The following is a 17,745-nucleotide window of genomic DNA, read 5'->3' as shown; positions in this document are numbered from 1 at the left end:
ATCACCCATGTGTATGCAAGTGTCGCCTATGTTTTCCGGAGTTCAACGCACAAAAGATACGCAAAAATACAAAGCCACCGCAGAGCGGATCTGCGGTGGCCGAGTAAAACAGCTGAAACACAGAGTGAAGATTACTTAGAAACTCGGATCCTTGCGTCGTTCTTTATAGATCAGACGCAGATTGCGGAAATAAATGACCAGCCCAAGCCCTTGCCCGAGAATAATTACCGCATCCTTACGTGCAATGCCGTAGGTTAAAAGCAGCAAGCCCCCGCCGATTGAGAAAAACCAGAAGGCAATCGGCACGATCGACTTGCCAACTCGTTCAGAAGCCAGCCACTGAACCAGAAACCGCATCATGAACATGCTCTGCGCCAGCAGTCCCCAGAACATCCAGAAGTCGAGGCGCTCGATGAAAACCTCATAAAACCAAGCCCAAAGTGCTTCAATCATCCGGCTCGCTCCTCGGCCGGCGCCGGAGCGGAGTGTCGTTCCATTACCACTTCCTCAATCTGGGGCAAACACCGCCGTCGCCTGCGGAGCCACCACACGCCATACAAATCCAGAACCCCAACAAGAGCGCGATCAAAAATCCCGTACTTGGACGCCCCATGGCGTCGCTGACGGTCGACTATGTCAACGTGGGTGACTTGAAAGCCCTCCCGGATCACCAGTGCAGGCAGAAAACGGTGCCACCCATCAAAATAAGGCAGCCGTTTGAAAACTTCTGTACGGATTGCCTTGAGACCGCAGCCGCTATCACGCGTATTGTCCTGCAACAGCGCACCTCGCAACCGATTGGCTGCTCTGGACGCCACGCGTTTGACAAAACTGGCCTTGCGACCCAGCCTCTGTCCTGCGGCCAGTCCTGTCATCGGCCCGCCAGCCTGAAGCGCTGCCAATAATTCAGGCATGTAGGCCGGATCATTCTCACCATCCCCATCGATGGTGATCAGAACACGCCCCCGCGCGTGTAAAAGCCCGGACCGGACTGCACAACTCTGGCCACCCGACCGATCATGACGCAGCACACGCAAAAAACCATGATCGCGGCCATACTCCGCCAGTACGTCAGCCGTACCATCGGTAGAGCCATCATCCACGACGATAACTTCAAAAGACCAGGCCGAGAGCGCCGCAGCGATTTCATCGAGTAGAAATGGCAGATTGTCTCTCTCATCCTTCGCGGGGACCACTACAGTAATTTCAGGCGTGCTCACAGCATAACCGCCACTCATGACATGTATTCCTATTTCGCACTCAGGAAGACCAACCCGAAGAAGTGCATGAATGACTATGCAACTTTGGTCTTCACAGGTATTGAAGTGGCGCTCCTGACGAATCCCCACAGGGATCTACACGCTTTAACAGAGGAGTTACCATAAAACGCAGGAATAATATTCCCGTTTTGAGTATATTTAAAGCCAATCCCCCGCCGGGCCATCCAGCGCGCGACCATATAAGAGACCGTACCGCCGAATAGCACGCCAGCAATCACATCGCTTGGATAGTGTGCTCCGACCATGATGCGACTGACCGCGATCCAAAACCCAACTACGAGAATAAACCGGCGATAGCTGGGCATCAACAACGCCAACGCCACGGCACAAGCGGCAACGGATGTGGAATGCCCGCTTGGAAAGCTGGTGAACTTACCATGGAAAATAAAGGGGTCGAAATGAACAGGCCCCATGGTTTCAACAAGCTTCGGTCGGGCACGCCCGATGCACCATTTTAGTATCACCACAAGAATCCCACTGGTCGCCACGCTGACGAACACAAAAGCGGCACCCGTCATGACAATATGCAGACCTAGCCGCGCGCGATACGAAACGGTCTCATGGTTCAACGCCAGCAAGCTCAAAAACACAAGACCCGACACTGCCAGCATCCAGTCTGACTTGCCGAAATCCGTGACCCAGCCGAAAAAGGAGCTGTAGCCACCCGGCACAACATCAAGCCACTCATGAAGGTGCGCATCCAGCAACACCATTGACAGCCCACAAAACAACAAGAGGATAGCCGCAAGATCTTGCGGGCGATGACCTTCAGGTAACGGATGGCGAAGTCGCTCCACTCGGCTATCCCGCCCTCGAAAAAGAGCAATGCCGCTTTTGAACTGGTGCTGCATGCGGCGCGCCAACACATTCAAGGTCGTGCGTATCCGAGCGCGCAAACCACGGGATTGCCCCGAGCTTTCAAGGCGCCCTGCCCCATGGCGCCGATAGGAAAGATGCTGGCTTTCTGTTTCTACAGTAATGGCCTTACCCCCCGTTGAGATATACCCCTATGACCTGCTCATCTCCGCCGTTGATGTTGATGCCTGAAACCGACCCAATTTGTTTCAAGGTTACACCGGCTTCCCTTGCCGCATTCTCGAATGCTTCAGCATGGGCCGTCTCAACCGTCGCTACCTTGCAGGGATCGGCCGGCGTCGTACTCAAAAACGATGCAGCACTCTCAGCATTCCCCAAGGTAACCCTCGAGGTCAAAAGGAAAACATAGCTGGGTTCATTAAACCCAACTGTTATCACTGAGGGGTTTTCACAGGAGGTCCCTGCCTCAATGACGTCAACCAGCCGTGGGGACAACCAGATCGGCGTAAGGGATGGTGCCACGAAGGCCCAGAACGCCAATAGCAGCGTAATGGATGTGCCAGCTACCGGCCACAGTGCATTCAGGATCGCCCGCTGCTTGACACGAACTGCAGCCATAATGCCTAACACAGCCCCCACAAATGCAATCAGCACACCAGGGGGAGACGGCCAGCTCTGCAAGTAGATCGGCAAAGCCAAACTTGAAGCGAAAATCAGCAGGGGAATTGCAACAAGCAACCCCGCAGCAAGCCAATACAGTACGGCACGCTTTGGCCAGGACCCACGCTCCACCAGAACATAGCCCATCATCAGTGCCAGCGCCGGCAGCAACGGCATGGTGTAATGCGGCAGCTTTGTCGATACGAACTCGAACACGATCCATGACGGCACCAGCCAACACAAGGCAAACACCACACAGTCCGCACTTCGCTGCCGCCATACGCCGGGGATGGCAAGCACCACAAAGGCCGAAAGCGGCCAGAAGACAACAATGCCGGCCAGCAGGTGTGTCAACGGTGGCGCGCCATGACTTTCCTGCCCTTCACCGACCTTGGCCAAAAGATCCCGCCCGATTGAATCCAGAAAGAAACCGCCATTGGTTTCCCGATAGATCGCCACATACCAAGGCAGCACCAGCACCAGAAAGAGAATGAAACCGCTCAAGGGACGCAGCCGAGCCAACCAACGGACCTCATGCTTCCAAAGGCACAAAGACACAATGGTCAAACCTGAAATCATGAGCCCAATCGGCCCCTTGAGCAAAGTACCAACGGCCAGCCCAACCCAAAACAGGGCGGCCAACAGCCAGCTGCTTCCCTCGCTGTTGCGCGCCAACCACAGCCGGGCCAAGGCCCCTTGCGCCAACACCACTGACGCCAACAAGAACGCGTCGGTTTTGGCAAGATGCGCCTCTGTAGTCACGATAAACGTCAGGCCCATCAATGCAGCAGATACAAATGAAGCGGACGACGACATCACTGCAAGTCCAACCCAATAGGTCAGCAAAACCGCAAGTGTGGCACCCACAACAGAGACAGATCGATAAACCCAGATAGGCGCTTCAGCGCCATAACCGCTGGCCTTCACGGCGAGCGACTGCAACCAGTAAATACCTACGGGCTTGTTGTTCCGACGGTCTCCAAGAAAGTGGATGTTGATGTAATCGCCGCTTTCGGCCATCTGTTTGCTGGCCTGTGCAAACCGGGGTTCATCTCGATCCAACGGCGGCACCGACATCTGACCGGGAAGGAAAACGGCCAAACACAAAATGACGAGGGCCAAGGGTGCAAACAGGCGCGTACCAATCAAACGCAATCCGGGCGACAAGGACGGTCGTTGTCCTGAAGCGCCGGCACTCTGCGCGTCCTGAGTTTGGGTATGTGCCCCGGCCATATTGCTCTACCTTCCCGATACTCAACTCAATGCACTTCTGCAGCCAGTTCCATCAATCAAAAGATGCCATAGAGTCGCCATACTTCATATCACTTGCGCACTGTGGCATTTTGTTAAAATTCGACTTATTTTTCACAGTGCTTGTATATTTTGGACAACCTATCCCCAATCAATCGACGATTTATACATTGTATCTCCCGCCCCTTGATACTGCCATTTTTCTCCAACAAAGGCTGAGGGACAGGGACTCTTCTTCTACATTCAATTCGGGATTGTTATCTTTGACGCTTACTAATGGACATGTAACCCGTCGCCGAACTGTTGGCGCGCTGGGACTCGGTGCCCTAATGGCTCTTGCCATTCTAGGCGGCTGTAGTTCCCTATCTGACCTCTCACAAGAGCCCGAGATCTATCAGGTTGCCGTCGACAGGCAGGAAGCGCTGCGACAAACAAATGCATGGCGTGCCAAACACGACCTGCCCCCGTTGCAACTGGACGCGCATTTGAATGAGGTTTCTCAGGAAATGGCTGACCACGTGGCACGTCTCGATTCGCTCAAGACACGGCGCCACTCTGGCCCGAGTCTGATGAAACGCACTCAAACCGGCGGCTATCTCTCCGCAGCCGGTGCTGAAAACTTGGGCGCAGGCTATGCTTCGATATCCGCTGCCATGACCGGTTGGAAAACCTCGAAAGATCACAACAAAAATCTTCTCAACCCCTATGTAACGCACATGGGCATTGCCAGAACCAACCGAAAGGATGGAACCTACCGGAATTTCTGGGTGATGACACTGGCCAAGCCAGTGGATGAACTTCCGCAAAACAAGGCAGAGTTGTCCACTCGATAGTCCGGCCAAGCATGTTCCGAACATACCCGTGGACTTGCCAGTCTTTACGCGAGCTGTGCTGCTGCCCATATTGCCGGGTAACAGAATTGCATCATACCCGGAGAACCATATGAGCACGCACAGCTCCGTCCTGCTTCAGGATTGGGAGACCCCGTTTGGCCTTCCCCCTTTTTCACAAATCCAGCCGGAAGACTTTGGACCTGCATTTGACGCTGCTCTGTCAGTTGCAGAAGCCGACGTGGAAGCCATAGCCAACAACCCTGACGCCCCAAGTTTCGACAATACAATTCTGGCGTTGGAAACCGCGGGGGAGAAGTTGACACAGGTCGCATCTGTTTTCTTCAACCTCTCCGGGGCGCACACAAATCCGACCCTTCAAGCCACTGAGCGTGAGATTGCTCCCAAGCTGGCCGCACACAGCTCCAGGATCTTGCTGAACCCGGCACTTTACCAACGCATCGAGAGCCTCAATGCGACCAAGCAAACACTGAACCTCGACGCTGAACAGGAGCGCGTTCTTGAACGCTACACAACCAGCTTCCTACGCGCCGGTGCAGCTCTTTCTGACGAGGCCAAGCAGCGGATCTCTGAGATTACCCAGCGCCTTGCAACCCTCGGCACACAATTTGCCCAAAATGTTCTTGCAGATGAAGCAAACTACAAGCTGGTCTTGAAGGACGAGCAAGACCTGGCTGGGCTCCCGTCGTTTTTGATTGAAGCGGCACGAGAGGCGGCTCAAGATCGCGGCGAGGATGGCGCCTATGTCATCACGCTATCCCGGTCATCCATTGAGCCATTCCTGCAGTTTTCCAAGCGCCGAGACCTGCGCGAAAAAGCCTTCAAAGCTTGGGCAAGCCGCGGCGAAAATCCCGGTGAGACCAACAATCTTGAAATTATCACGGAGACTGTTGCCCTTCGGCATGAGCGCGCGCGGTTGCTGGGCTACGACAACTTTGCGGCGTTCAAGCTGGACGATACCATGGCCAAGACACCGGACGCTGTAGCATCTCTGCTGGACAGCATCTGGCTGCCAGCCAGGGCCAAAGCCCTTGAAGAAGTGGCGGACCTCCAAGACATGGCAAGTTCTCTGGGAGACAATGTGGAAATTGCCCCTTGGGACTGGCGATACTACGCCGAAAAAGTGCGACAGCAACGCCATGAACTCGATGAAGAACAAGTAAAACCTTATTTCCAGCTCGACAAAATGATCGAGGCTGCATTTGACAGTGCCAACCGATTGTTCGGCATTTCTTTCCGCGAATTGCACGAAGTCGACAGATATCACCCCGACCTGAAGGTTTTTGAGGTTCTTGATGCGGATGGTAGCCACCGAGGCATCTTCATTGGTGATTACTTTGCACGTACATCAAAGCGCTCAGGCGCCTGGATGAGCGCCTTTCGCAAACAGCACCGTACGCGGGGCACGGTGGCACCCGTGATTGTCAATGTCATGAACTTCTCTAAGGCACCGGCCGGAGAACCAACGCTGTTGACGTTTGACGACGCACGCACCTTGTTCCATGAATTCGGTCATGCGCTCCATGGCCTGCTCTCCGACGTCACCTACCCTGTGATTTCAGGAACCAGCGTCTCTCGGGATTTTGTCGAACTGCCCTCCCAACTTTATGAGCACTGGCTATCCGAACCCGAAGTACTGCAGCGCTTTGCCGTGCACTACAAGACCGGAGCACCAATACCTCAAGAACTGCTGGATCGGCTTCTGGCCGCAGCAAACTTCAATCAAGGCTTTGCAACGGTCGAGTATCTTGCGACCGCAATCGTGGACATGGCCATTCACAGCGAGGCAGATCCGGAGACCTTCGAGCCACAATCATTCGAGCAGCAGGTACTGGAGAAAATCGGAATGCCGTCCCAGATCGTCATGCGGCACCGGACACCGCATCTGGCTCACGCCTTTGCCGGCGACGGCTACTCAGCGGGATACTATAGCTATATCTGGTCGGAAGTCATGGATGCGGATGCCTTCGAGGCCTTTAAGGAAGCGGGCGATCCGTTCCACCCGGAGACGGCAGCACGGCTCAAGCAAGCCATTTATTCTGCAGGAGGACGTCAGGACCCGGAAGACGCCTACATTGCATTCCGGGGTAAAATGCCAAGTATTGCCCCCCTGCTTAAGGGCCGAGGGTTGATGACCGAAAACGAAGCTGCTTAAGCCTCACACAAGCATAGCCTTGCAGCATACAGTTGGGCGCTGATTAGTCCGCGCCTCTACTGATGCACCAAACTTTAAAGCGAGCTGGGCCCCACCCCACTCGCTTTTTTTTAGGCCCGTGGTCGACGCGAAAATCCCAAAACCCGCACAAGGCCGGCGAGAAACACAAACAACCACCCCACTATCATCATGAAACCGCCCGTGGGCGCTGCCATGGGAAACAGTCGTGTGCCGGAAAACCACCGAAACGCCAAGTCTCCACAAAACAGGCCCAGTCCTGCGAAAATGATCAGGATGGCAAAGCCCAGCAGCCTGGAATGAGAGATCGCCAAAGCAAGGCCCAGAGCAACAAATGCCCCCGCATGCAACATGGTCATCTGAGAAATCGTGATCAGCAGCTGTGAGCCGTAAGCATGCGACGACGCTGCAGCCGTCAGAATGGAGATGACGCCACTGGCACCTCCAAGTGCCAATCCCAAGCCGAGGCCACCTGTCGTCTCAATGGGTCGAGGACTGTCCATACTACCCCCTAGGTCAGGCAGGGCCCTGTTCCGCCTGCCATTATGAATCACCGCCTTGCTTTCCCATCTAACATCCTGAGCCAGAGGGAAATCAACGCCTTACATTTCAGTTTGCCAATAACCTGATGGGCAAACGTTAAAACTGTCCAATTGATACAGATACGCTGCGACTGACGCTCAGACGCGGCTCATGCGAGCCAGCGTGGTCGTGGCGGGATCTGCTGCGTCCAGAATGCGCAGCTGCGGTTTGGCTTGTCCCTGCCAAGTGTCCACGGACAGTACGCCAGCAAGGTGGAGGGATTTCCCACGGGCCCCAAGCAGGGCCTGCCCGAGGGGCTGATCCTCCGCCTTGAAGGCGATTGCCTTCAGAGCCGGACCATCATTGGTAGCAATCGTCACACGAACATGACCTTTTCCAATAACATCCGCATACTTTATCCGCACCGATGGAAAAGCAAAGACTGGTTCCGGGTGCGATGCCCCATAAGGCCCTGCCTTTTCAAGCGTTTCCAGCAAATCCAGTGTCGCGCCTCCAGGTGCCAGAACCCCATCAAGGGTGAGTTCGTGATCACGAGCCGCATGAGCGACACTCTCAGCCAAAGCCTGATCAAAAAACGCTGTCAACTCATCGAGTCGCTCGCGGCGAACCGTCAGCCCGGCAGCCATGGCGTGGCCGCCGCCTTTTTCGAGAATGCCAGCATCCACCGCCGCCCGCACGGCAGCACCCAAATCGACACCTGAAATGGACCGGCCGGAGCCAGTACCCACGCCACTTTCATTAAAAGCAATAGCAAATGAGGGACGGCGGTATCTTTCCTTCAGTCGTGAGGCAATCAAACCGACGACGCCCGGATGCCAGTTATCTGCGCCAGTCAATAAAACCGGAGGTGCTTCTCCGTGAGAGTCAAGCTTTTGATAGGCTTGGCTGTCGCCCTCTTCCAGCATAACCGCTTCGATCGCCTGGCGCTCCTGATTCAATCGCTCAAGGGTGGCGGCAACATGTTCGGCCTCATCCCTGCTGTCACTGATCAGCAATCGCGTTCCGAGACCAGAATCACCAATACGTCCGCCGGCATTGATACGCGGACCCAGCATAAAACCAAGATGATATGGCGACGGCTTGCCATTGACCCGGGAAATATCGCAGAGGGCCGCCAGTCCCACATTACGGCGCTGATGCATGACCTGAAGTCCCTTGACCACATAGGCCCGGTTCAAGCCCTTGAGTGGCACGACATCGCACACCGTACCCAAAGCAACCAAATCCAGAAGCCCCATCAGATCCGGTAATTGTGCGACACCGCGTTGACGCAACTCGCGGTTCAACGCGACAAGGAACAAGAAGGTAACACCAACGGCCGCCAGATGCCCCTGCCCCGACAGATCGTCCTGACGGTTTGGATTGACCAGCGCGCACACCTCCGGATAACTCTCTCCGACTTGGTGATGATCCAGTACGACCACATCCAGCCCCACACGTTTTGCTTCTGCGAACGCTTCAAACGACGTGCTTCCACAATCAACAGTGATCAAAAGCTGCGCACCGCCGTTTCTCAGCTGGCCTATTGCATTCGGATTGGGTCCATATCCATCTATGATGCGGTCCGGTATATAGAACTGCGGATCAACACCAAGGGTGCGGAAGTAGCGCAGCAACAACGCGGTCGACGTCGCACCATCAACATCGTAGTCACCAAAAACCGCCATGGGCGTACGAGCGCTCAAGGCATCAGCGACGCGCTTTGCTGCCGCATCCATATCCTGCAAGCTGGACGGATCCGGCATCAAGTCCCGAAGGGATGGTTCAAGAAACCGGCTCGCCTGTTCCAAACCGACACCACGCCCCACCAATACGCGCCCCACAACATCCGGCAGGCCAGTCCGCTGGGACAAGGCAAGCGCCTGAGAACCAAGCATTGAATCTATCCGCTCGCGCCACACGCGCCCCGAACTTGAGCGCGTTACACCAAGGACCGTTCGCCGCTCAGCGGCCGCAGTTGTCAGAATGTCAGTCATGCTTCAAAGGGTGTTGTGATTCCGCCGGAAAACGCAAACGGGCGCGCCCTGAAAGGACCGCCCGCCTGTGAACTTCAATGAGTGTCCGCCACTCAATCCAGATGGAATTTTTCCAAATGAGAGTGCTGCGCCGTGATGTAACGCACGGTGCCAGACGTCGACCGCATTACCACGGTCTGGGTCGTGATGTGAGTTCGCCCGAACTTGACGCCCTTCAAGAAGTTGCCATCGGTCACACCGGTTGCGGCAAACAGCACGTCGCCACCCGCCATTTCTTCCATGGTGTATTTACGATTGATATCGTCAATGCCCATGCGCTTGGCGCGTTCCACTTGTTCTTCGCGGGTAATGACCAGTCGGCCTTCCATCTGGCCGCCAATGCAGCGCAGCGCCGCAGCTGCCAGAACGCCTTCTGGCGCCCCACCGATACCCACATAAAGATCAATGCCGGTTTCTTCGGGAGCCGTGGTGTGAATGATACCTGCTACGTCGCCATCTCCGATCAGATAGATCGACGCGCCAACAGCACGAATGTCGTCAATCAACTTGGCATGACGCGGACGGTCAAGAACACATACGGTCACGTCGGAAACATCGACACCCTTTGCCTTGGCAACGCGTTCCAGATTGAGCTCAATCGGATCATCCAGATTGATGGTGCCCGATGGATAGCCTGGTCCAATGGCGATCTTGGACATGTAACTGTCCGGCGCATTGAGAAGATCCCCCTCCGGTGCCATTGCAATAACGGCGATGGAATTGGGCATGTTCTTGGCGCAGATCGTGGTCCCTTCCAGAGGGTCCAAAGCGATATCCACCTTGGCTCCGTTCTTGGTGCCAACCTTTTCGCCAATATACAGCATGGGCGCTTCATCGCGCTCTCCCTCGCCGATGACGACGGTACCATCAATCGGCAATTGGTTGAGTTCGCGGCGCATCGCATCCACAGCTGCTTGGTCAGCGGCTTTTTCGTCACCCCGTCCCCGCAATCTGGCCGCTGAAACGGCAGCGCGTTCAGTCACGCGTGCCAGCTCCAGCGTCAGAATTCGATCCATAACGAAATCTTCGTCCGCTTGACTATCGGCCATCTATATCCTCGAAGTTCACATAGTCCCGTCGTATTGGTACGGGATTAATCCAGTTTTTCAATTCTCAGCATTTGCGGAGCGCCAAACGTGACCTTTTCGGCCGCGATCAACTCCAGCGCTTCGCGTACCGCCAGTTCCGTTGTCTCATGGGTAATGAGTATGACCGGTTGGGGCTCATCCGGATCCACGGCCCCGTCTGAGGCGAGAGCCGGGTCTCGGCGATTTTGCACAATGGATTGGAGCGAGATGTTCTTCTCCGCCATGTGCTTTGCAATTGTTGCAAAAGCACCGGGACGATCATCCACAGCAAGGCGAATATAATAGCCCCCCTCATGGAGGCGCATCCGCGCTTTGGTGTAGGGCTCCAAAGATGTCGCAGCTTGTCCAAAGACAGGCATGCCGTCTTCCCGGGCGATATCTGCAATATCCGAAATGACAGAGGACGCAGTGGCATCTCCACCAGCACCCGGCCCCACCAGAACCACTTCTCCCACAGCGTCCGCATCCACGGCAACCGCGTTCAAAACGCCGTCAATACGCGCGATGGCAGAATGCTTAGGCACCATTGTCGGGTGAACGCGCTGTTCCACGCCGGTATCCGTGCGCTGGGCCACACCCAGCAACTTGATCCGGTAGCCCAGTTCGTCAGCCGCACGGATATCGTCGGTCGTGATCGAGGTAATGCCCTCAACGTAAATGGCATCGCTATCCACTTCACAGCCAAACGCCAAACTCGTCAGCAACGACAGTTTGTGGGCCGTATCATGACCTTCAATATCGAAGGTGGGATCCGCTTCTGCATACCCCAGTCGCTGGGCATCAGCCAGACACTCGGCAAAAGAGAGCCCTTCGCGTTCCATGCGCGTCAGGATGTAATTGCAGGTACCATTCATGATCCCGTAAACGCGGGAAACAGAGTTTCCGGCCAGGCTCTCGCGCATGGTTTTGACGATGGGAATACCACCAGCCACAGCAGCTTCATAATTCAGGCTTACGCCTTTTTCTTCAGCCAGGCGAGAAAGAGACACGGCATGCTTGGCCAACAAAGCCTTATTGGCCGTAACGACATGTTTACCGGCATTCAAAGCAGCCCGCACACTATCCTCTGCCGAGCCGCTGTCTCCGCCGACAAGCTCGACGAAAACATCAATGCCGGGTGCTTGGGCAAGGGCCACAGGATCATCAAACCACTCCATGGATGACAAATCCACGCCGCGGTCCTTTGAGCGGCTGCGTGCACTAACCGCTACGACCTCGATGGGACGACCGCACCGGCTCTCGAGCTGCTTTGCCTTGTTCTTGACGATACGCACCACGGAGGCCCCAACGGTACCCAACCCTGCTACGCCAACTTTTAAACTCTCAGTCATATCCTGTCCGAATTTTCAGCAAACCGTGATCAGCGCTGCGCGCCCGCTTCTTCTTTATCTTCCCGACCGGTGTCCGGACCATTCAGGAAACGGCGTATACCACGCGCGGCCTGCCGGATACGTTGCTCGTTCTCAACCAGTCCGATCCGTACATACCCCTCGCCATACTCACCAAAGCCAATGCCCGGAGCAACGGCAACATCTGCTTTCTCAATCAGAAGCTTCGAAAACTCAAGTGAGCCAATACTCTTGAACTTTTCTGGTATTGGCGCCCAGGCAAACATGCTGGCCTCAGGCGCCGGAATATCCCACCCTGCACGGGAAAAGGAGTCCACCAGAACGTCGCGGCGCTTGCGGTACGTCTCGCGCATCTGCTCAATACAATCTTCCGGACCATTCAGAGCAGCCGTGGCCGCCACCTGAATGGGTGTAAAAGCGCCATAATCAAGGTAGGACTTGACCCGTGCCAACGCCGCGATCAAGCGCTCATTGCCAACTGCAAAACCCATTCGCCATCCCGGCATGGAAAAGGTCTTGGACAGGGAGGTGAACTCCACGGCCACATCCAATGCACCCGGCACCTGCAGGATGGATGGCGGCGGTGTCCGGTCAAAATAGATCTCCGAATACGCAAGATCCGACAAGACAAAAATGTCGTGCTTGCGTGCGAACGCCACAACATCCTTGTAGAACTCAAGGTCCGCACAAGTGGCTGTCGGGTTGGCCGGATAGCACAGAACCACTGCAATAGGCTTTGGAATCGAGTGAATCACGGCGCGCTCAAGCGCTTCGAACAGCTCCGGTCCCGGCTCTGCTGGGATGGATCGCAGCGTGCCACCTGCCATCAAGAAACCGAAGGCATGAATGGGGTAGCTGGGATTGGGTACCAAAACCACATCGCCCGGCGCCGTAATCGCCTGAGCCATGTTGGCAAACCCCTCTTTGGAACCAAGCGTAGCCACAACCTGCGTTTCAGGGTCCAGCTTTACGCCAAAACGACGTCCGTAGTACGCCGCCTGCGCTCTGCGTAGACCAGGGATACCTTTGGAAGCGGAATATCGATGGGTGCGCGGGTTCTGAATCGTCTCTGTCAGCTTTTCGACAATGTGCTGCGGCGTAGGCAGATCCGGGTTGCCCATACCCATATCAATGATGTCGGCGCCACCCGCTCGCGCCTTGGCTTTCAGACGATTAACTTGTTCAAAGACATAGGGCGGCAGCCTGCGAGTCTTGTGAAAGTCGTCCATGCCAAGAGCCTCACTTTCTGAGTAGCGTATATAGCGACTGGCAATTCATCGCGTGAATCGTTGAGTTATCGGGCTGGGTTTTAGCAGGTGTCTGCGGCTTTTGCATGAGTTTTTACAGGCAACCAGCAGCAAATTTCAATATATCAAACCAAAGGGCAACGCCAGCATGGGGCGCTGCGGCTGGACAACATCTGTTGCAAGAGGAATATTAGCTGACAGAGTTTATTGAGCGCCTTGCTCGGCTTGCGCCGCCAGCGCCTTCAGCTCCTCGATATCCGAGGCAGAGCGTGCGGTTTCTTGCGCCTTGCGCTCATTTTCCTCGGAGATTGCCAAAAGCTGGCTTTCTGCATCGCTTCGCTGATCTGGAGTCAGCAAACTTTCCTGTTCACTCTCTTTAAGAACCATCGCGCGTTGAGCAGCTGTTGGCTCCATCGCTTCGTAAACTGTCATGGACTCGCCAAAGGCACAGGCACCTAATAGGCTGGAGAGCCCGATTACAGGAAGGAGTTTGCACATGCGTTTCATTCGGTTTCATACCCGGTTTTACGACTTGCGACCTATGCCGCCAATCAAACACTTTTTATTTTTTACACTGTATGGTGATGCGGGAGAGTTCCTGCAACCTTCAAATAGCCGTCATGCTCTTAACCCATACTGGAGGGAAGTGCAAACGCCGACGACGTCCTGAATACATAAAATACGCATTAAATATTTATAATCGATAAATTTACGGATGAAGTAGGTATCGATGGATTATCGATTACTTGGGCCATGTCCCGGCAAAGCACCCAACAATAATAAGCCCCGTCAATTACAACTAAAATCAAATCGCGCCTTGGCCCCAAACCTCCTATAATTTTTAATATTAAAGGAGAAACGCCACTCAATCCGGATTTACCGATGGCATTTGCATGAAAACTGCAGGTGTCAGGGCAGGAACGGTATCCGCATTTACGTCAAGCAGTTGGCAATAGGGAAACTTGAAGCGAATGTCCAACGAGCAAGAAAACCCGTTACTTCAATACATTTTCAATAATCCGGAGGAGTTTGCCCGCAATCTCACAAAGATTGCAGAGAACAGCGGCAAAGCACTGGCAGCCTATCTGGAGCCGCGGGAGAGCGGACGCGTTCAGGATGAAACACCGGAAGAGCTGAGTCTCGCGGTAAAGACACTGGCGCAGGTGGGCGAATACTGGATGAAGGATCCAGCTCGCGCCATCGAAGCTCAAACCCGTCTTTGGACCGGGTACATGCATGTCTGGAACAACACTCTGAAGCGCATGGCAGGCGAAGACAGCGCACCCACCATTACACCTGCTCCCGGAGATAAACGTTTCAGGGATGCGGAATGGGAGGAAAACCAGTTTTTCGATTTCGTCAAACAGATGTACCTGCAAACCACGCAATGGGCAGAGCATCTTGTTGAAGGCGCAACGGATGTAGATGAGCATACTCGTCACAAGGCTGCGTTCTACGTGCGTCAGATTACCAACGCCATGGCGCCCTCCAACTTCATCCTGACCAATCCCGAGTTGCTCAGGGAAACCATGACCAGCAACGGGGAGAATCTTGTCAAAGGCATGGAAATGCTGGCCGAGGACATCAAGGCCGGGAATGGCGAGGTCAAGTTACGCCAGTCTGACCCCTCCTCTTTCGAGATCGGAAAAAATGTTGCCAATACGCCCGGCAAAGTAATCGCACAGAACGATGTTTGCCAGCTGATCCAGTATGAACCGCAGACAGAACAGGTATACAAACGCCCCATTCTCGTGGTTCCGCCGTGGATCAACAAGTACTACATCCTCGACCTGAACGAGGAAAAGTCCTTCATCAGATGGATGGTGGAACAAGGGCACACTGTCTTCGTCATTTCGTGGGTCAACCCCGACGAACGCCAGTCACAGAAGAGCTTCGAGCATTACATGCAAGAAGGTATCTTCATGGCTCTGGATACGATCCAAAAGACCACCCAGCAATCCACTGTTAATGCCATTGGCTATTGTGTGGGCGGAACGTTGTTGGCCATCGCGCTGGCCTATATGGCCAAGACCGGCCAAAAAGACCGTGTTGCAACTGTTACCTTCCTGACTACACAGGTTGATTTCGTTCACTCCGGTGACCTGAGAGTATTCGTCGATGAGGAACAGATCAAACTGCTCGAAGACCGCATGAACAAACAGGGCTATCTGGACGGCAGCAAGATGGCGACGGCCTTCAACATGCTGCGCTCCAACGACCTGATCTGGCCCTATGTGATCAACAACTACATTCGCGGCAAGGAGCCGTTCCCGTTCGACTTGCTGTTCTGGAACTCTGACGCAACCCGATTGCCTGCAGCCAACCATTCTTTCTATCTGCGCAATTGCTATCTGACCAACAATCTCGCCAAAGGCGAATTGGAAATTGACGGCATCAAGATAGATCTCAAGGACGTTGAAATCCCCGTTTACAATCTTGCCACACGTGAGGACCACATTGCGCCTGCCATTTCGGTTCTGGAGGGGTCGCATTGCTTTGGCGGACCGGTAGAGTATGTTTTGGCTGGATCCGGGCACATTGCCGGTGTCGTCAATCCCCCACACAAGAACAAGTATCAGTATTGGACCAACGACGGCCTGCATCGAGACATCAACGACTGGTTGAATACAGCTGAAGAGCACCCCGGCTCATGGTGGCCCCATTGGCAGGAGTGGATCACCGACAAAGACAATACCTTGGTGAAAGCTCGAAAACCGGGTGCGCGCCGTGTCAAAATTTTGGAGGACGCGCCTGGAAGCTATGTTAAAGTGCGCCTCTGAACTCTGGCATCAAGTCGGCTAGCCAGAGTGCTCGATACTCACAGCGTTTCGACACATGGCAAAGAGGTAGGCAGTGCGCGCACCAAAGCAGCCTCACTACAAGAACAAGCATCGAATGCCGGTTGGTCAGATCAAGCTACCCGGCATGACGGAACGCAGTTGGGAGCGCCAGACCAGTAGCTGGAGCCTTTGGTCTCGCGCTCTAACCCTGCCCCTGATCATCATTGCAATTTGGCTGCACACAACCATTGGATGGGCATGGGCTGGGCTGCTCTGTCTTGCCGGCTTCATTTGGCTTTGGACCAATCCACGCCTGTTCAACCCGCCCAAACGCCCGAATAGCTGGTACGCTCGGGCCGCTTTTGGCGAGCGCATTTGGCTCAACCAACGTGCAGTTCCCATCCCCCGCCAGATCAACATGCGCGCAATCGCCCTATCCTTCGTCTCCGGTCTCGGGCTCCTTTGCGCCGTTGTCGGTGCGCTAGGCAACAACCTGCCCATGACAGTCATCGGGGTAGTCGCTTTTTACGCAGCTAAGTTTACTTTTTTGCAGCTGATGATCCGCCTCCACGCCGAAATGCGAAACGCACATCCAGTGTACAAGTCATGGGACCGGACACCAGATAACGACAACTTAGTCAAGAGCACGCGGCACAAGAAAGTGCTCTCCCAGAACTAACTTTTACATGGTGCCAATCACGCAAGCTCACTGAAGACGCTTCCCAGCATACCAAGCATCAAATCTGGAGAATTCACGATAGATGGGACAATACCCTTTCTCTGTCAGGAACGCCTCGACCGCATCGCGCTTGGCTTCAACAAAGTTGTGTTCAACGCATATGAAATCAAAGCTTCGCCGGTTGAAGTCGATACCCTGCAATACTTCCAGCTCGCTGCCTTCCGTATCTACGCTGAGAAACTCAATGTGGTCGGGCGCATTCTTATCCTGAAGCACCGTTTCCAGCCGTGCAGTCTTGACCGGCACCACATTGCCAATTCGGGTGTGATGATCATCTTCGGCAAACTGAACCAATGTAGATAGCTGTATTCCTTCGGCAGCGAGAAACTCCAGCTCTTCTCCATCCCTATGCCAAGCGGCACGGGTATCAAGTGGCGCGGTCCGTCGGGCTTGAATCCTGTCTGCAACTGATGGATTGGGCTCGACCAATACACCGCGCCATCCAAGCGAGTGCTCCATGAAAAAGGTATTTGAAGAATTCACGCCATCGCCGAGGCCTACTTCTACGAAGTAGCCTGCCCCTTCCAGCCCCTGTGGTCTAAGGGAAAAGAAGACCAGATCCTGAAACAACTCGGCCCGGCTTTCTCCTCCATTTCTTTCAACCAACGCCGCGAACCGGCCGCTCTCCAGCCCGAGCGCAAGAGCGTTCTCCAGCTTTGACAGAAGAGAAGACTGAGGATGCGCCAACGAATATAGCTGTCGTCGTGCAGCGATATTTTCGGCATCCAGTTTCAGACAAAGCCTCAAGAGCGCGCGGGAATTGCCTCCAGAGACAATTGCCCAGAGCAGTCGTGATATCAATCGGCGCAATTTGACCTCACCAGAGCGGGAACCAATATGCAGTTAGTTGTGACAGTATTGGCCTCTCAAAAACACTCCGGAATGTCGGGAGTGTTGCGCCGGATTTCAGAACTAGAAAACGCATGGCTTTGACACACACGGCTTGGCTGCTC

At 54.6% G+C, this 17,745-nt stretch carries 15 protein-coding genes; 4 read left to right on the top strand and 11 right to left on the bottom strand.

Annotated elements, in window-relative coordinates:
* Positions 1–135: 135 nt before the first annotated feature.
* From G512_RS0105480 to G512_RS0105465, 4 genes are all read right to left on the bottom strand, one after another.
* The gene (locus G512_RS0105480) at positions 136–453 is read right to left on the bottom strand and encodes a lipid-A-disaccharide synthase N-terminal domain-containing protein (RefSeq protein ID WP_028480837.1); all 318 of its coding nucleotides are present in this window, start codon (positions 451–453) and stop codon (positions 136–138) included.
* Positions 450–1,238, bottom strand: coding sequence for a glycosyltransferase family 2 protein (locus G512_RS20145; RefSeq protein ID WP_178378254.1), 789 nt, complete (start codon positions 1,236–1,238; stop codon positions 450–452). The genes G512_RS0105480 and G512_RS20145 overlap by 4 nt, the downstream gene beginning before the upstream one ends.
* Positions 1,239–1,294: 56 nt before the next feature.
* A complete protein-coding gene (locus G512_RS20140) occupies positions 1,295–2,077 on the bottom strand; it encodes a phosphatase PAP2 family protein (RefSeq protein ID WP_178378255.1) in 783 nt (260 codons plus the stop codon).
* Positions 2,078–2,264: 187 nt separating this feature from the next.
* Positions 2,265–3,989 carry an ArnT family glycosyltransferase gene (locus tag G512_RS0105465; protein WP_028480836.1) on the bottom strand — a complete coding sequence of 575 codons (1,725 nt, stop codon included), beginning with the start codon at positions 3,987–3,989 and terminating at the stop codon, positions 2,265–2,267.
* Between the two features lie 281 nt (positions 3,990–4,270).
* Between G512_RS0105465 and G512_RS20135 the strand changes: the two genes are divergently transcribed.
* Together G512_RS20135 and G512_RS0105455 are read left to right on the top strand one after the other, a co-directional pair.
* A complete protein-coding gene (locus tag G512_RS20135; RefSeq protein ID WP_208974952.1) occupies positions 4,271–4,840 on the top strand; it encodes a CAP domain-containing protein in 570 nt (189 codons plus the stop codon).
* 109 nt (positions 4,841–4,949) lie between these two features.
* The gene (locus G512_RS0105455; protein WP_028480835.1) at positions 4,950–7,013 is read left to right on the top strand and encodes a M3 family metallopeptidase; all 2,064 of its coding nucleotides are present in this window, start codon (positions 4,950–4,952) and stop codon (positions 7,011–7,013) included.
* A 110-nt stretch (positions 7,014–7,123) separates the two neighbouring features.
* On the opposite strand, the gene G512_RS0105450 is transcribed toward G512_RS0105455, so the two are convergent.
* The 6 genes from G512_RS0105450 to G512_RS0105425 form a co-directional block, all read right to left on the bottom strand.
* Positions 7,124–7,534, bottom strand: a complete 411-nt coding sequence (locus G512_RS0105450) for a DUF423 domain-containing protein (RefSeq protein ID WP_102867809.1) — start codon at positions 7,532–7,534, stop codon at positions 7,124–7,126.
* Between the two features lie 177 nt (positions 7,535–7,711).
* Positions 7,712–9,550 carry a single-stranded-DNA-specific exonuclease RecJ gene (gene recJ / locus G512_RS0105445; protein ID WP_028480833.1) on the bottom strand — a complete coding sequence of 613 codons (1,839 nt, stop codon included), beginning with the start codon at positions 9,548–9,550 and terminating at the stop codon, positions 7,712–7,714.
* A 92-nt stretch (positions 9,551–9,642) separates the two neighbouring features.
* Positions 9,643–10,638: a class II fructose-bisphosphatase gene (gene glpX, locus G512_RS0105440; protein WP_028480832.1), complete on the bottom strand. Its 996-nt coding sequence runs from the start codon at positions 10,636–10,638 to the stop codon at positions 9,643–9,645.
* Between the two features lie 44 nt (positions 10,639–10,682).
* The gene (locus G512_RS0105435) at positions 10,683–12,008 is read right to left on the bottom strand and encodes a homoserine dehydrogenase (protein ID WP_028480831.1); all 1,326 of its coding nucleotides are present in this window, start codon (positions 12,006–12,008) and stop codon (positions 10,683–10,685) included.
* Between the two features lie 29 nt (positions 12,009–12,037).
* Positions 12,038–13,255 (bottom strand): LL-diaminopimelate aminotransferase, encoded by a 1,218-nt coding sequence (locus G512_RS0105430; RefSeq protein ID WP_028480830.1) that lies wholly within the window; start codon positions 13,253–13,255, stop codon positions 12,038–12,040.
* Positions 13,256–13,477: 222 nt separating this feature from the next.
* A complete protein-coding gene (locus G512_RS0105425; RefSeq protein WP_143181413.1) occupies positions 13,478–13,705 on the bottom strand; it encodes a hypothetical protein in 228 nt (75 codons plus the stop codon).
* Between the two features lie 539 nt (positions 13,706–14,244).
* On the opposite strand from G512_RS0105425, the gene G512_RS0105420 reads away from it, so the two are divergent.
* On the top strand, positions 14,245–16,053 hold the full coding sequence (locus G512_RS0105420) for a PHA/PHB synthase family protein (protein WP_028480828.1): 1,809 nt from the start codon (positions 14,245–14,247) through the stop codon (positions 16,051–16,053).
* A 73-nt stretch (positions 16,054–16,126) separates the two neighbouring features.
* Positions 16,127–16,732, top strand: coding sequence for a DUF6653 family protein (locus G512_RS20130; RefSeq protein ID WP_208974951.1), 606 nt, complete (start codon positions 16,127–16,129; stop codon positions 16,730–16,732).
* Between the two features lie 27 nt (positions 16,733–16,759).
* Here G512_RS20130 and G512_RS20125 read toward each other — a convergent pair whose 3' ends face one another.
* Positions 16,760–17,602, bottom strand: coding sequence for an FkbM family methyltransferase (locus G512_RS20125; RefSeq protein ID WP_143181414.1), 843 nt, complete (start codon positions 17,600–17,602; stop codon positions 16,760–16,762).
* Positions 17,603–17,745: the final 143 nt, after the last annotated feature.

Source organism: Pseudovibrio exalbescens DSM 16456, assembly GCF_000422785.1.
Classification (GTDB): Bacteria; Pseudomonadota; Alphaproteobacteria; order Rhizobiales; family Stappiaceae; genus Pseudovibrio; species Pseudovibrio exalbescens.
Note: the sequence above shows the minus strand (reverse complement) of the source record. Positions and strands in the feature narration are given on the sequence as shown.

Excerpts from the sequence above, each read along its gene's own strand:
- G512_RS0105420 (WP_028480828.1), top strand. The coding sequence starts at position 14,245 with ATGTCCAACGAGCAAGAAAACCCGTTACTTCAATACATTTTCAATAAT.
- G512_RS0105465 (WP_028480836.1), bottom strand. The coding sequence starts at position 3,989 with ATGGCCGGGGCACATACCCAAACTCAGGACGCGCAGAGTGCCGGCGCT.
- G512_RS0105425 (WP_143181413.1), bottom strand. The coding sequence starts at position 13,705 with ATGACAGTTTACGAAGCGATGGAGCCAACAGCTGCTCAACGCGCGATG.
- G512_RS20145 (WP_178378254.1), bottom strand. The coding sequence starts at position 1,238 with ATGAGTGGCGGTTATGCTGTGAGCACGCCTGAAATTACTGTAGTGGTC.
- G512_RS0105430 (WP_028480830.1), bottom strand. The coding sequence starts at position 13,255 with ATGGACGACTTTCACAAGACTCGCAGGCTGCCGCCCTATGTCTTTGAA.
- G512_RS0105455 (WP_028480835.1), top strand. The coding sequence starts at position 4,950 with ATGAGCACGCACAGCTCCGTCCTGCTTCAGGATTGGGAGACCCCGTTT.
- glpX (WP_028480832.1), bottom strand. The coding sequence starts at position 10,638 with ATGGCCGATAGTCAAGCGGACGAAGATTTCGTTATGGATCGAATTCTG.
- recJ (WP_028480833.1), bottom strand. The coding sequence starts at position 9,550 with ATGACTGACATTCTGACAACTGCGGCCGCTGAGCGGCGAACGGTCCTT.
- G512_RS0105450 (WP_102867809.1), bottom strand. The coding sequence starts at position 7,534 with ATGGACAGTCCTCGACCCATTGAGACGACAGGTGGCCTCGGCTTGGGA.
- G512_RS0105480 (WP_028480837.1), bottom strand. The coding sequence starts at position 453 with ATGATTGAAGCACTTTGGGCTTGGTTTTATGAGGTTTTCATCGAGCGC.
- G512_RS0105435 (WP_028480831.1), bottom strand. The coding sequence starts at position 12,008 with ATGACTGAGAGTTTAAAAGTTGGCGTAGCAGGGTTGGGTACCGTTGGG.